Source organism: Streptococcus sp. NSJ-72, from assembly GCF_014334035.1.
Classification (GTDB): domain Bacteria; phylum Bacillota; class Bacilli; order Lactobacillales; family Streptococcaceae; genus Streptococcus; species Streptococcus constellatus.
On record NZ_CP060489.1, the window covers coordinates 1374601 to 1389053 of the forward strand.

Annotated in this window: 13 protein-coding genes and 1 other annotated feature; of the genes, 2 read left to right on the forward strand and 11 right to left on the reverse strand. The window is 38.4% G+C overall.

Going from position 1 to position 14453, the window contains the following annotated elements:
- Positions 1-7 precede the first annotated feature (7 nt).
- The 7 genes from H8787_RS06715 to H8787_RS06745 form a co-directional block, all read right to left on the reverse strand.
- Positions 8-352 carry a ribosomal-processing cysteine protease Prp gene (locus tag H8787_RS06715; protein WP_037596891.1) on the reverse strand — a complete coding sequence of 115 codons (345 nt, stop codon included), beginning with the start codon at positions 350-352 and terminating at the stop codon, positions 8-10.
- A 15-nt stretch (positions 353-367) separates the two neighbouring features.
- Positions 368-682: a 50S ribosomal protein L21 gene (gene rplU, locus H8787_RS06720; protein WP_003068805.1), complete on the reverse strand. Its 315-nt coding sequence runs from the start codon at positions 680-682 to the stop codon at positions 368-370.
- Positions 683-717: 35 nt separating this feature from the next.
- Positions 718-807: a sequence feature (ribosomal protein L21 leader region), on the reverse strand.
- A 109-nt stretch (positions 808-916) separates the two neighbouring features.
- Positions 917-2131, reverse strand: a complete 1215-nt coding sequence (thiI, locus tag H8787_RS06725) for a tRNA uracil 4-sulfurtransferase ThiI (protein WP_003068803.1) — start codon at positions 2129-2131, stop codon at positions 917-919.
- 4 nt (positions 2132-2135) lie between these two features.
- On the reverse strand, positions 2136-3278 hold the full coding sequence (locus tag H8787_RS06730; RefSeq protein ID WP_187327731.1) for a cysteine desulfurase family protein: 1143 nt from the start codon (positions 3276-3278) through the stop codon (positions 2136-2138).
- A 123-nt stretch (positions 3279-3401) separates the two neighbouring features.
- Complete coding sequence (locus tag H8787_RS06735; protein ID WP_187327732.1) at positions 3402-5324, reverse strand: fructose-1,6-bisphosphatase; 1923 nt, start codon at positions 5322-5324, stop codon at positions 3402-3404.
- Between the two features lie 31 nt (positions 5325-5355).
- Positions 5356-6180 (reverse strand): pyruvate, water dikinase regulatory protein, encoded by an 825-nt coding sequence (locus H8787_RS06740; protein ID WP_003068798.1) that lies wholly within the window; start codon positions 6178-6180, stop codon positions 5356-5358.
- 13 nt (positions 6181-6193) lie between these two features.
- A complete protein-coding gene (locus H8787_RS06745; protein ID WP_003068795.1) occupies positions 6194-6823 on the reverse strand; it encodes a CBS domain-containing protein in 630 nt (209 codons plus the stop codon).
- 183 nt (positions 6824-7006) lie between these two features.
- Between H8787_RS06745 and ppdK the strand changes: the two genes are divergently transcribed.
- Positions 7007-9616, forward strand: a complete 2610-nt coding sequence (gene ppdK, locus H8787_RS06750) for a pyruvate, phosphate dikinase (protein ID WP_187327733.1) — start codon at positions 7007-7009, stop codon at positions 9614-9616.
- 201 nt (positions 9617-9817) lie between these two features.
- Entirely contained in the window at positions 9818-10240 is a 423-nt protein-coding gene (locus tag H8787_RS06755; protein ID WP_003068792.1) for a DUF6556 family protein, read from the forward strand.
- 396 nt (positions 10241-10636) lie between these two features.
- Here the strand turns inward: H8787_RS06755 and H8787_RS06760 are convergent, their stop codons facing one another.
- From H8787_RS06760 to H8787_RS06775, 4 genes are read right to left on the reverse strand one after another with little or no spacing between them, the layout of a single operon-like run.
- Positions 10637-11707, reverse strand: a complete 1071-nt coding sequence (locus H8787_RS06760) for an ABC transporter substrate-binding protein (RefSeq protein ID WP_187327734.1) — start codon at positions 11705-11707, stop codon at positions 10637-10639.
- A complete protein-coding gene (locus tag H8787_RS06765; RefSeq protein ID WP_003068790.1) occupies positions 11704-12477 on the reverse strand; it encodes an ABC transporter permease in 774 nt (257 codons plus the stop codon). Before H8787_RS06765 ends, H8787_RS06760 begins: the two co-directional genes overlap by 4 nt.
- Positions 12474-13280, reverse strand: coding sequence for an ABC transporter permease (locus tag H8787_RS06770; RefSeq protein WP_119056352.1), 807 nt, complete (start codon positions 13278-13280; stop codon positions 12474-12476). Before H8787_RS06770 ends, H8787_RS06765 begins: the two co-directional genes overlap by 4 nt.
- Complete coding sequence (locus H8787_RS06775; RefSeq protein WP_003068788.1) at positions 13261-14418, reverse strand: ABC transporter ATP-binding protein; 1158 nt, start codon at positions 14416-14418, stop codon at positions 13261-13263. Before H8787_RS06775 ends, H8787_RS06770 begins: the two co-directional genes overlap by 20 nt.
- Positions 14419-14453 lie beyond the last annotated feature (35 nt).

Sequence of the window (14453 nt, forward strand, 5' to 3'; positions counted from 1 at the left end):
CTCCGTGTTAGTTTTCTGTGATAACTCTGGTTTGGACGAACTCAGATGAGTCCTCTGATAAGTTTGCCATTCCCAAGAAGAATGATTCAAAGAAAAGTTGAGTCATTTCTCTCTGGTGTGGCGGAACATCCGTCGGTATTTCTACTCGTAAAAATCCGCCTTCTTCTTCGTTTAATTCTAAGATTGGTTCGTAACCTGCAAATTTTTCAATTGAATTGATGAAATTTATGGCAAGCGTAGAAACCGATGCACACACGACATCAAAGCCGTATTCGCCACTTTCGGCGTGTCCAGTAATTTCCGCACTCCTCAGCTCGCCATCTTCGGCTTTCTCAAAGACTGCCTGTATCATGTGTTCTCCTATAAATTAAGCGTTGATTGCGTTGATGACAACTTTAGTATATGGTTGACGGTGACCTTGTTTGCGGTGGCTACCTTTTTTAGGTTTGTACTTGTAAGTAACAACTTTCTTTTGTTTTCCTTGTTTTTCAACAGTTCCAACTACAGTAGCTCCAGCAACAATTGGAGTTCCGACAACAGTTTTATCACCACCAACAAGAACAACTTCGTTAAAAGTCACTTCTTGACCAGCTTCAACATCCAATTTTTCAACGTAGATAGCTTGACCAACTTCAACTTTAACTTGTTTTCCGCCAGTTTTAACGATTGCGTATGTGCTCATTATGCACCTCCTATGATTTTTTGGGGTTTCCCCGTATTTTTGTGAAGACTCGCCTAGCATCGTGGGACGAACCACTTAATACTCACTAAATGCGAGCTACGATGTTCGAGCGGTTGCACAGGAATGTGCATAGTCAACTCTATAAGTATAGCACTTCCAGAATAGTTTGACAAGTATTTTTTATCAAAAGGTAGCTATCTAATGAATTTTTAAGCAAGGGCAAAACAATTTTCGCTACAACAATTCCTCAATTAGCTCATCCACTTCGTCGATCTCTGCTTCCGGTGTGATTTCTGTAATCACAATGCCTGCCACAGCACGTTCTACCAAGTTTTCGACATCCATACGTGCCTCATATTGCTCGGCATTTTTTATCTTTGGATTGGTTTTCGGACGGTCTGGTGCAAAAATGGTGCAACAATCTTCAAAGGGTTGAATCGAGATATTAAATGTATCAATCTTTTCAGCAATGTCAATGATTTCTAGTTTATCCATAGTCACGACTGGACGAATAATTGGAGTATTGGTAACAGCATTGATCGCTTGCATACTCTCTAGCGTTTGGCTAGCAACTTGACCAAGACTTTCTCCGTTGATGATAACGAGCCCACCGCGTTCTTCACGAATCCGATCCGTGATCCGCATCATAAAACGACGAGTTAAGGTCATCAGATAAGCTTCTGGTGCTTTCGCTTTGATTTCTTCTTGAATTTCCGTAAATGGCACTTCAATAAATTGGATATTACCACCAAATTTGGTTAACTTGCGTGTCAAATTCTGCGCCTTTTTAAGAGCACCTGGACTTGTATAAGGCGGGCTCGCAAAGTGAACCGCTTCAATATCCACTCCACGTTTAAGGGCTAGATAGCCCGCAACCGGGGAGTCAATTCCGCCTGACAGCATCAACATCCCTTTTCCAGATGTCCCAACAGGAAGCCCACCTGCTCCACGGATTGTTTCATAAGACAGATAAGCTGCTTCCTCACGTATTTCCACTTGTAGGATAATATCCGGTGCTTTCATCTTGACTTGAACATGTGGGATGGCATCAAACACGGCATTTCCAAGAGTTTGATTCAGCTCACGGCTATCCAATTCAAAATTGTGATCGCTACGTTTGCTGGCAATCTTAAACGTCATTCCCTCTTTATAAATTTCTTTCATAATTGTCTGTACCGCTTCAATCAAAGCAGGAACAGACTTCTCAACTTTATAAGACGGAGAAAAATTTTGAAGCCCAAAAATTTGTTTGAGGGATTCTGCGACTGGTTGATAAGCCGTTCCATGAAGATAGACATGTGCGCGATCTCGATCTGCTTTCACATGAACCTCTGGATAAATAGACAGGACTGCTTGCATATTGCGTTTCAATTTGTTAATGAAGCGCATTCGATTTTTTCCTTTAGTTGAAAGCTCGCCGTAGCGAACCATAATTTCTGAATACTCCATTTGTTTACCTTACTTTTCTAGTTTTTTCATAAATGATTTTGAACGTTGTTAGAAATTGCTCAATCTGACTCATATCATTATCTGCATCCAGACTAATCCGAACAGCAGTTTGAGCTAGGGATTTTTCAACACCCATGGCTATCAAAGTTCCAGCTGGTTTGCCCGCTTTAGAGGAACAAGCACTCGTAGTAGAGATATAAATATCATACTCTTCAAAAGCATGAACTACCACTTCACCTCGTACGCCTTTAATTCCGAAAGTCAAAATATGGGGCGCAAAATTTTCTATTCCTGAAAAAATTGTTACATCAGGGTATTTAGCTAGCTCTTCTAGAATAATCTCTTTCATCTTAGAGGTTCGTGTGGTGAACGTTTCCAAATTTTCCATAGACAAGCGCAAGGCTTTTGCAGTTGCTGCAATACCCGCCAAATTTTCAGTCGTAGATCGCTTATCTGATTCTTGACCACCACCATTCAACAGCGGACAAATTTTCTTGCCAGATTTGATATAGACAAATCCAACACCACGTAAACCATGAAATTTATGGCTAGAAAACGTCGCAAAGTCCACGCGATTAGTTAAATAATTTTCTGTTGAAATCTTGGCTATGGCTTGAACCGCATCCACATGAAAAGAAACTGTTGGCCTGTCCGCTAAAAGCTTTGAAATAGCTTTAATCGGCTGAACAGAACCGATTTCATTGTTGATAGCCATGACAGAAACTAGAGTAGTATCTGGTCGGATAAGGTCTGCTAATTTTTCAACCTCTACAAAACCTTTGTTATCGACAGGTGCAAAGTCTATTTCAAATCCTTGCTCTTTCAGCCAGAGTGCAGATTCTTTCACTGCTGGATGCTCAATAGCAGATACAATGAGATGCTTGCCATAGCGTGCTTTTTCAAAAGCCACACCCTTGATAACCCAATTATCTCCTTCTGTCCCTCCAGACGTAAAAAAAATCTCCTGAGAAGATTTACCTAAAAGACCTGCAATCTGCTTGCGTGATGCATCTAACAAGCGCGTTGCTTGACTACCCAAACTATGAAGACTGGAAGGGTTCCCCCAGATTTTTGAAGCAACTTCTGTATAAGTAGCCAAAGCCTCTGGGTAAGGCTTTGTAGTTGCCGAATTATCTAAATAAATCATCTTAAACCTCTATATTTCAATACCCTTATTGTAACATGAAAAAGAAATAGGAACAACAGAGAAAGTCGTAAATAAAAGCTCTCTAAGCGGAAAACTTAGAGAGATGACAACTATATTATTTTCTTAATAGTCATAAAATTCATGTAAAAGAACAGATAATTCCTGTTGCTGCTCAATGAGAATTTTTCCGATTGTCGTTGATTTTATCAAGGTTCGTTCGCGAACGTGCTCAATTACTCTCTTCAAGGAAGATAAATCTAAAGCTTCCTCAATCATTTTTTGGACGTTTTGGAAAGGTTGATGCGTCACAATTTGGAAACCATAAGAATTATTAAGCAAGGAATAGCCAGCAATTCCTGTTTTCTTTTGATAAGCTTCGCACAAACCACCATCAATAACGAACAGCATTCCTTCACCTCGAATCGGCGATTCTCCCTTCAGCGTTTTCACAGGTGTATGCCCATTTACAATCCTAGAATGTTCTGAAAAAAGCCCAAATTCTTCTAAAATTAACTTGCATATATTGGCAGAATTCCGATAAGAAAAATAAGGATTTTCTTTTTCAACGTGCGTCTGTTTATCCTCGATAAAATAACGTTCTAGAGTTGTCATTTTGTCTTTACCAAACAAAGGAGACAACTTCCCATTCCAACAGTACCAGATAAGATCAGTTGAGAAATCGTTCTGAATTTCTGGATTTTTAGAACTTTCTCGAATATGGTATTCAAAAAAGTCGAGCAATTCTTTACCAGCATAGCGGATTTGATTGATTTGCAAAGGTTGAAAGTCTCCTGATGTCTCTAGAGGGATACAGCCATGAAACAGGAGATGATTGTTATAAATCTTATACATGGAACCCTTGTTCATCAAAAAAGAAATCTGGTTCTTGAGCTGAATAGAATGCTGGAATGAATCCAGCAAAGTAGCAACCACTTCTTCTTCCTCATCCGTTAATTCCTCTGGCTTTTGGGGATTAATCGTTTGAAAACAAGTATTAGCTAAGAAATGCTTCTTCTCTTCTATCATGACACTCTCTTCCCAGTAATCAATCTTATCCAGAGTAAGGTGTTGAGACATATTAAATTCTGGTCGTCTTTTGATGAGCTGATTTTCCAATTTAAACTGGATAATCGCTAAAGCTTGGTGAATCTTCTCCAACTGAAGAATTTCCTCAGGAGAATAATCGTCACTTCTTTTTCCTAACTTAGGTTTGAATTTTGCATTTTCCGAATAAGTCTTTTCAGCAAAGAGGACGAGTGGTCTTAGATTAAGACCATAAGCTCGCTCAATATCGTAAAGATACCCGTACCTAGCAGCTATTCGTAAGAGAATGAGTAAACATTCTTTTGAGCCGAAGAAAGCCCCCATCCAGATAATGTCGTGGTTGCCCCACTGAATATCAACAGAATGATAAGCCATGAGTTCATTCATTACTTTATCCGCTGCTGCTCCGCGATCAAAAATATCACCAACTATGTGAAGATGATCAATGATTAATTGCCGAATGACCGTTGATAATGTCGAAATAAACTGATTCGCTTCACCTAAATCAATCAAATAGTTCTGAATCGTTTCAAAATAAATATTGCTATCCGGCAGATTTCTATCAGTGTAAAGCAATTCCTCAATAATGTAAGCATATTGTGGCGGCAAGGCTTTCCTTACTTTAGAGCGTGTGTATTTGGCTGCTACAAAAGCTAACAAAGTCAACAGATTTTGAATGATTTCTCCATACCAACTTTTATCTTTCAAAGGATAAAGGAACCCATCGCTCAAAACTTCCTGAGGATACGCAATTAGTAAGGTCAGCTTGTCTTTTTCCTCTTTTGATAATTTCTCTCCAAAGCAATCATTGATTTTTTCGTTCAGGTTTCCTGCACAGGTTCTCAAGATATAGTCAAAAGCCTCAAACTCACCATGAATATCACTAAGGTACAACTCGGTTCCCTTTGGTAAATTTAAAATGGCTTCCAGATTGATTAACTCTGTGATGACCTTTTGCTTAGAATCAAACTCTTTTAATAGAATTCGTTTGTATTGCTCCATTCGTTCACCTCATTTCAATACAATACTATATTTAATACTTATTTGAAGACAGAGATTTCAAATGTTCTTCAATAATGCAAGCCGTTTCTTCAATAGATTTATCGGTAATATTGATGATATAAGCCTGATGCTTTTGAAAAACTTTCTTGGAATAATCTAGTTCTTCATAAATTTTTTCTACATCTGTATAGCTTGTAGCTTGTGTCAAACCGAGCGCATCCAAGCGATTGCTTCTCACTTTAGCCAATTTATCCGGATCACAGACCAACCCAATCATTCTTCTTTTATCTACTTTATCTAAAACTTGTGGTAGTGGAACTTCAGGGATCAAGGGAAGATTTGATACTTTATAGCCTTTATTAGCTAAATAGATACTGAGTGGAGTCTTGGAAGTTCGAGAAACTCCCAGAATCACAAGGTCTGACTCCAAAAATCCTTGCGGGTTCTTGCCGTCATCATATTTAACAGCAAATTCAATCGCAGATATTTTGTTGAAATATTCCGTATCCAAACGATGTAGAACACCTGGAACTTCAATAGGTTGAGTATCCGTTTTTTCCTTGATGATTTCAAAGAATGGATTCATCAAATCTAGATAGGATAAATGATTGACTCTACTAAATTCTCTAGCTGCTGCTGCTAAATGGCTATCTACCAAAGTGCTGATAACAACTGCATCATCTTTGATAGCATCTTGCAAAATATCTAACAATTCAGATTCCTTATTAATAAATGGGAATCGATAACTATTATTGAAAATCAAATCTGGATATTGAGCCATGACGGCTGATAATAATTTTTGGGATGTTCCTCCCAAAGAATCAGAAATAGTATAAATAGTAATCTCTTTTTTCATGAAAACTCCTTTTTTAGCGATTTACTTCAGCATTTCTTGCTTCTTGGATAATAAAGTTCAGCAAAGCCGACTTAGTAATTGTTCCTATAATGTGAGCTTCATTTTGCTCCTCCACAACAGGCAATGAATCAATGGCGAAGTCCTGCAAAAGTGCAGCTGCTTCAAGAATATTCAAATCCTTATGGCAAGTCTTAATATGTGGCATTCTGGTCATGCAAACGGCTACTGGGGTCACATCAATATTGGCATTGAGGGCAGCCCTTAACAAATCCTTTCGTGATAAAATGCCTAGCAGCTGCTTCTTTTCATCTATCACATAGAGAACATCTGCATCATACATAAATAATGTGATAATAGCATCTTGAATAAAAGAATCATGTGTTACTAATACGGGGGAGGTCATCACATCCTCTACTTTCTTCTGAAAAGTATCAAAGAAAAAGAGAGTTTCCAAATCTGAACCAGAATAAGTGTAGCCAACTTTCGGGCTTGCTTTTAAAATCCCTACTAAGGTTAGAAAGGATAGATCTGAGCGTAAGGTCGCCCTAGATACATCTAACAGCTCTGATATTTTTTCCCCGCTGACTGGCTGATCCTTTTTCACAATTTCTACAATTTCTTTTTGTCGCTTTGTTAATTTCAACTGTTACTCCTTTTTAAAAAACTTCAATCTTTAATAATCATCATTATGTGTCATATTATAACAAATAAATTCTGATTGTCAATAATTTATGACTGATTCTTTTCTGTTGACAAATATATATGCTATATATTACAATGTATCTGTCGTTTAATATGACACATATTTAATCAATCGGAGGCAAAAATGGATAAATGGATTTATTTTTTTGATGAAGGACGTGCTAGTGATAAAGCCTTATTAGGTGGTAAAGGGGCTAATTTGGCAGAAATGACTCATTTAGGGCTCCCAGTGCCAGAAGGCTTTACCATTACAACTCAAAGTTGTCTACGTTATTTAGAAACTCCTTCTTTTTTTGAATCTATTTTAAAAGAGGAAGTTTTGAAAGCGATTACGAACTTAGAAAGCAAGACAAATAAATTTTTTATGGGCAATGAGTCCTCGCTACTGCTAGTTTCCGTTCGTAGCGGTGCAAAAATTTCTATGCCTGGTATGATGGACACCATTCTCAATCTTGGTTTAAATGACTTACGTGTTCAGACTTTAGCGGACGTAACAAATGCTAATTTCGCTTATAATTGCTATCGCCGTTTGTTGCAGATGTTTGCAGATGTCGTCTACGGCATTCCAAAAGAGGAATTTGATCGATGCTTAGAAAAAACCGAAAAGCAATTGAATAAAACAATCAATGATTTTTCAAAAGAAGAGCACCAATCACTTATCCAACGATATAAAGAAATTTATCAAGAGCACTACCAAAATTTCCCACAGAGTCCCAAAGAGCAACTCTACGCTGCTATCAAGGCTGTGTTCAAATCATGGAACAATCCACGCGCTAAAGTTTACCGCGAATTGAATCAAATTCCTCACGATTTAGGAACGGCTGTCAATGTTCAAAGCATGGTGTTTGGAAATAGCGACCAAAAAAGCGGCACAGGCGTTGTTTTCACAAGAAATCCTGCCACTGGTGAACATCATCTGTTTGGGGAATTTCTACTCAATGCTCAAGGGGAAGATGTCGTAGCTGGTATTCGAACTCCAGAACCGATTGACTCTCTTAAACGAATCTTACCACAGGCCTATGAAAACTTTTGTAACTATGCCAAGATTCTTGAAAAACATTACAAAGATATGCAGGATATTGAATTTACCATTGAAAAGGAGAAATTGTACATCCTGCAAACTCGAAATGGGAAGCGTACTGCTAAAGCAAGCTTAAAAATCGCTTTGGATCTAGTCGATGAAAAAATGATTTCAAAAGAAGAAGCTCTCCTACGAGTCAGTCCTTCTGCTATTAACCAACTGATTCACCCTATTTTTGAAGAATCTGCTTTGAAATCAGCTCATTATTTGACTCAAGGACTTCCCGCTAGTCCAGGCGCAGCAACAGGAGAAATTGTCTTTACCGCCGAGCGGGCTAAAGAACTTCATGCGCTAGGAAAAAACGTTATTTTGGTTCGCCAAGAAACTTCTCCCGAGGATATTGAAGGAATGGTGGTCAGTCAAGCAATTGTGACTAGTCATGGCGGAATGACTTCTCATGCTGCCGTTGTAGCTCGTGGCATGGGCACTTGTTGTGTCGCAGGATGTGGCGAATTGTCTATCAATGAATACGATAAAACAATTGTATGCGACAAAGTGACTCTAAGAGAGGGAGACATCCTTTCTGTAGATGGCACTTCCGGCAAGCTCTACACGGGCAATATTCCAACTACTATGATTGACAATAACGACGAATTACAGTTGTTCCTTTCTTGGGCAGACGAAGTGGCTCAACTGAGCGTTCGTGCAAATGCAGAAACGATTCAAGACTTAAAAACAGCCATGCAATTTGGTGCTAAAGGAATTGGCCTTGCTCGTACAGAGCACATGTTCTTTGGTGAAAAACGAATTTTAGAAATGCGGAGATTGATTTTATCAAACGACGAAGTAGAAACAAATTCCGCTTTAAAGAAACTCTTGGCTTTCCAAGAAGAGGATTTCTATCAAATGTTTCAAACAATTCAGGATAAGCCGATGATTGTCCGTTTATTGGATCCGCCTATGCATGAATTTTTACCAAAAAATAAACCAGAAATTGAGCAGTTGGCTGAAAAACTACAAATCTCTGCTGAGACATTAACACAGAAAATTGCCTCCCTGCAAGAAACAAATCCAATGTTAGGACATCGTGGTTGTCGTTTAGGAATTACACAGCCTCAAATTTATAAAATGCAGGTAGAAGCTATTTTTAACAGTGCCATTAGACTGGCAAAAGAAGGCATGGTCATTAAGCCAGAAATCATGATTCCGCTGATTGCTGAAAAATCAGAACTCGTTTATCTCAAAAAGCTACTAGTTGAGCACATTGGAACTATCTTCAACAAGCATCATATTGAACCTTTCCCTTATGAAATTGGCACCATGATTGAACTGCCGCGCGCCTGCTTTATTGCAGACCAACTGGCTGAAGAAGCAGATTTCTTTAGTTTCGGTACCAATGACTTAACGCAAATGACCTATGGCTTTTCTCGTGATGATATTGGAAAATTTATCCAGCATTACAAAGACAAAGAAATTATGTCTTTTGACCCTTTCCAAACTATTGACCAGACTGGAGTTGGGGAACTCATGAAAATAGCCATTTCAAAGGCTCGCCAAGTGAATCCCAATCTTCCAATTGGAGTTTGTGGTGAAGTCGGAGGAGATCCTACTTCTATTCCTTTCTTCCAAGACATTGGCATTACTTATGTTTCTTGCTCCCCTTATCGTGTCCCTGCTGCACGATTAGCTGTTGCACAAGCAAATCTTTCCTAGTCCTTCCTTATAATCACACCAGCTCTTTTCATCTGTCAACAAGGGCAGACAAGAATTGAGCTGATTTTTTAGTCCTTATAGTAGAAAACCACATTCTCTTTCGATTAATTTACATGAAATTTTCAATGTTTTAAATTTTTTTAAGACAATTTTAAACAAAGAGGGTATAATGAAGATGAGAAAGGAGATTATCAACTGACAATGGAAAATTATTCTCGAAAAAATAAAACTTCAACTACTAAAGAAGAAAAAACACCTACTCGTCATCATATCAAAAAAGGTCTCTCAGCTTTTCAGAAGACCCTTGCTACGATTGGGAGTATCCTTGGGATTATCACTGCAACGATTACCATCATGACTTTCATGAATAACAATAAATCTGATAACAAAACAAAAACTAGTCAGACGACACAAACAACCATTATCAAAGAAATTCAGAAAGAAACAACGACTGAGGCCCCTAGCTCTAACAACACAACTGCTACTAGTCAAGGCGAAACAGAAACAAGTAGCGCTAGCTCTAACACTACGCAGTCTAGCAATACATCAAGCGATACTAGCTCTAGCCAAACAAGTAGCAACAGTGCTGATAAGGATACAACATCATCAAGCTCTAGCAATTAAAAAATAACGGAAGCAAGACTACTCATCAGACCAATGTCCGAGAGTTGTTCAACTTCCGTTTTTTATATCTAATTTTACACTCAATGAAAATCACAAAACAAACTAAGACAAGTCGTAGATAAATCGAAAGTTCCCGTGGAGCTTTTGAGATTGGAGATGAAACATCCGTGAGGATGTGTCAACAGTATGGCTTTGAGTAGCGGATAGAACTTGCGAAGTAAGTATCAAGACGATTCGCTTGTCTATCTTGAAAGAGTACTTCTGACGAAAACTTCGTTTTTTATCGCCACCTTTCACAATCCTCTAGATTGTTACGCTGCATTCACTTTATCTGCAACCTTTCATAGTTCTCGGGCTGTCAAAGCTAACGAAGTTTGAAAAGATTTTTACAGAGTATCATTTCCGATACATTTTCACCTGAAGATATAAATCATTGTAAATTCCCAGCCATTTCGCCCCTAATTGCCGATAGACTTCCAAATGCTTCATCGTTTCTTCATCTGGATAAAAGGCTCTATCTTCCTGCACTTCTTTAGGAAGCATTGCTTTGGCTAGTACATTCGGGGTAGAATAACCAACATACAAGGCGTTTTTATAGGCATTTTCAGGTTTTAACATAAAGTTAATGAATTGATAGGCAGCCTTTTTATTTTTGACCATCTTAGGAATGACAATATTATCAAACCAAAGATTGCTAGCTTCTGGCGGTACGACATAACGCAATTTCGGATTTTTATCCAGCATCTGCCGCGCCTCTCCAGAGAAACTAACACCAATAGCAGCATTATTTTGAATCATATAGCCTTTCATCTCATCAGCAACAATAGCTTTGATATTCGGTGTCAACGTATAAAGCTTATCAACTGCTTCTTGTAATTGCTTAGTATTTTTAGAATTGAGGCTATAACCTAAAGCATTTAACCCAACACCCACTACCTCGCGCGCTCCATCAATCATCATGATAGAGTTTTTATATTCAGGTCGCCACAAGTCACTCCAATGCTTAGGTGCTGTTTTGACTAATTCTGTGTTGTAGACAATCCCAAGCGTTCCCCAAAAGTAAGGAATAGAGTATTGATTTTTAGGATCAAATGATTGATTTAAAAATCGTTTTCCAATATTTTCTAAGCCTTTAATCTGAGAATGATCCAACTTTTCTAGTAAGTGTTCCGACATCATTTTTGAAATCATGTATTCACTGGGAATAGCAATATCATAGGTTGTCCCGCCCTGCTTAATCTTCGTGTACATGGATTCGTTAGAATCAAAGGTTTCATATTGAACTTGGATACCGGTTTCTTTTGTAAATTTCGTCAATAATTCTGGATCAATATAATCTCCCCAATTATAGATGACTAATTTGTCACCAGAACCGATTTTTGTCCGACTTTCAATGTGATGGCTCAAGCCCCAGAGGATAAGGATAATAGCAACAATGCCCATTAAAAATGAATAAAGCTTTTTCATGCCGCATCCTCCTTCTCACGAGAAATAAAATAATAACCAATCACCAAAAGAATACTGAAAAGAAATACCAAAGCAGAGAGAGCATTGATTTCTAGAGAAATTCCTTGACGAGCACGCGAGTAAATCTCAACCGACAAGGTTGAAAAACCATTTCCTGTCACAAAGAACGTCACAGCAAAGTCATCTAGAGAGTAGGTGAAAGCCATAAAGTAACCGGCAATGATAGCTGGCGTCAGATAAGGCAGCATGATTTCCTTGAGCATCTGAACTTGGCTTGCTCCTAAATCATAGGCCGCCTTAATCATGTCATCATTCATCTCTTTTAACCGTGGCAATATCATCAAGACTACGATAGGAATTGAAAAAGCAATATGACTGGCTAAGACTGATAGAAAACCTAATTGAAATTTGACGGTTGTAAATAAAATCAAGAAACTCGCACCAATCATAACATCTGGTGCTACCATTAAAATATTATTGACCGACAAAAAGGCTTCTTGATATTTTTTTCTTGCCTGATAAATATAAATAGCACCAAACGTTCCGATTGCTGTAGCAATCAAAGAAGACAAAAAAGCCAGAAAAAAAGTTTGTGCCAAAATTAGCATCAAGCGAGTATCACTAAACATATTTTGAAAATGCGCTAGACTAAAACCTGTGAACTTGTTCATATCGTCACCAGCATTAAAGGCATAGCCAATCAAATAAAAAATCGGCAAATAAAGAATTAAGAAGACAACTGTTAAATAAATACTAGCAGTTTTTTTCATCGTTCTCTCCTTTCTTTTGTTGCCCACATGATGATAAGCATGGCTACAATCAAGACAACACCAATGGTTGAGCCCATGCCCCAATTTTGTGTAGTCAAAAAATGCTGCTCAATAGCTGTACCTAGCGTAATAACACGGTTGCCACCAATCAAACGCGTCAACATAAAAAGACTGAGGCTGGGAATAAAGACAGACTGCACACCACTTCTCACACCATTCATGGATAAAGGAAAAACGACACGACAAAAGGTTTCCCAACGGTTGGCACCAAGATCATAGCTAGCATTGATCAGATTTTGATCCATATCCTCTAAAACATTAAAAATCGGCAATATCATAAAAGGTAGCTCAATATAACTAGCAACAAAAATAAAAGAAAAGTCTGTGAACAAAATTTGCTGAGGACCAATCCCGATAAAACTTAAAAACTGATTGACCGAACCATTTTGTCCAAAAATCCCGATAAAAGCGTAAGCTTTGAGAAGTAGATTGACCCATGTCGGCAAAATAATGAGCATCAACCAAAGCTGTCTATGCTTTAATTGTGTCAACAAAAACGCAGTAGGGTAACTAATTACCAAGGTAACAACTGTGATAATTCCTGCATACAAGACCGAATTCAAACTCATTTTAAGATAGGTTAGATTTTGCGAAGCGAAGTAGATCTTATAATTTTCAAGAGTAAAGTGACCTTCAATATTGAAAAACGACTGCCAAACAATCATGGCAACAGGCGCTAATACAAACAATAGAATCCAAAGAATATAAGGAGCAACAAAAAGATTAAAGGTTGTTTTCTTCATCGCGCTCCTCCTCAATAGCATTGATTAAGCCTGCTTCCTGCTCTTCCATTTCGACATATTCTTCAATCCGAGCATCAAACTCTTCCTCTGTTTCATTGAGGCGCATAATATGAATATCTTCTGGTTCAAAATCTAGCCCGATTTCTTCTCCGACAATGGCCTTGCGAGTCGAATGAATCATCCACTCATTACCCAAGTCATCATAAGCAATGATTTCATAATGCACTCCACGGAAGAGCTGGGTGTCAACCTTAACCTGAAGTTTTCCTTCTTCCGGGAGCGTAATTTGTAAATCTTCTGGACGAATGACCACTTCCACCTGCTCATTAGGACGCATCCCTCCATCCACTGCTTCGAATTGCTTGCCATTGAACTCAACCAAATAGTCCTCAATCATCTTTCCTGGAAGAATATTAGATTCGCCGATAAAGGTCGCTACAAAGTGATTGATAGGTTCGTCATATATATCAACAGGTGTTCCTGACTGAACAATCTCTCCCTCATTCATAACAAAAATCCAGTCACTCATGGCCAGAGCTTCTTCTTGGTCGTGGGTGACAAAAACAAAAGTAATCCCTAGACGCTGCTGCAATTCACGTAATTCATACTGCATGTCTGTTCGCAACTTCAAATCCAGTGCAGATAAAGGCTCATCCAGCAAAACAACCCGCGGTTCATTGACAATAGCACGCGCAATAGCCACTCGTTGGCGTTGTCCACCGGACAATTTGCGAATAGAGCGTTTCTCAAAACCATCCAAACGCACCATTTTCAGGACTTCTGCAACCCGTCGCTCTATTTCCTGTTTTTCAACTTTACGCAAACGCAACGGAAATGCCACATTTTCAAAAACAGTCATGTGCGGAAAAAGGGCATAGGACTGAAACACCGTATGCACATCACGTTTGTTGGTCGGAATATCGTTGATTCGGACGCCGTCAAGAAAAACATCACCGCTGGACGCATCCAACAAGCCAGCGATGATATTTAGAATGGTTGATTTTCCTGATCCAGAAGCACCTAAAAGAGTGTAAAACTTCCCTTCTTCTAATTCAAAATTGATGTCTTTTAAGACGACTGTATTATTATCTTCAAAAACTTTTGATACGTTTTTAAATTCAATGATTGGTTTGTTCAATTGCCATAAATTCCTTCTTTTTCATAGATTGACAA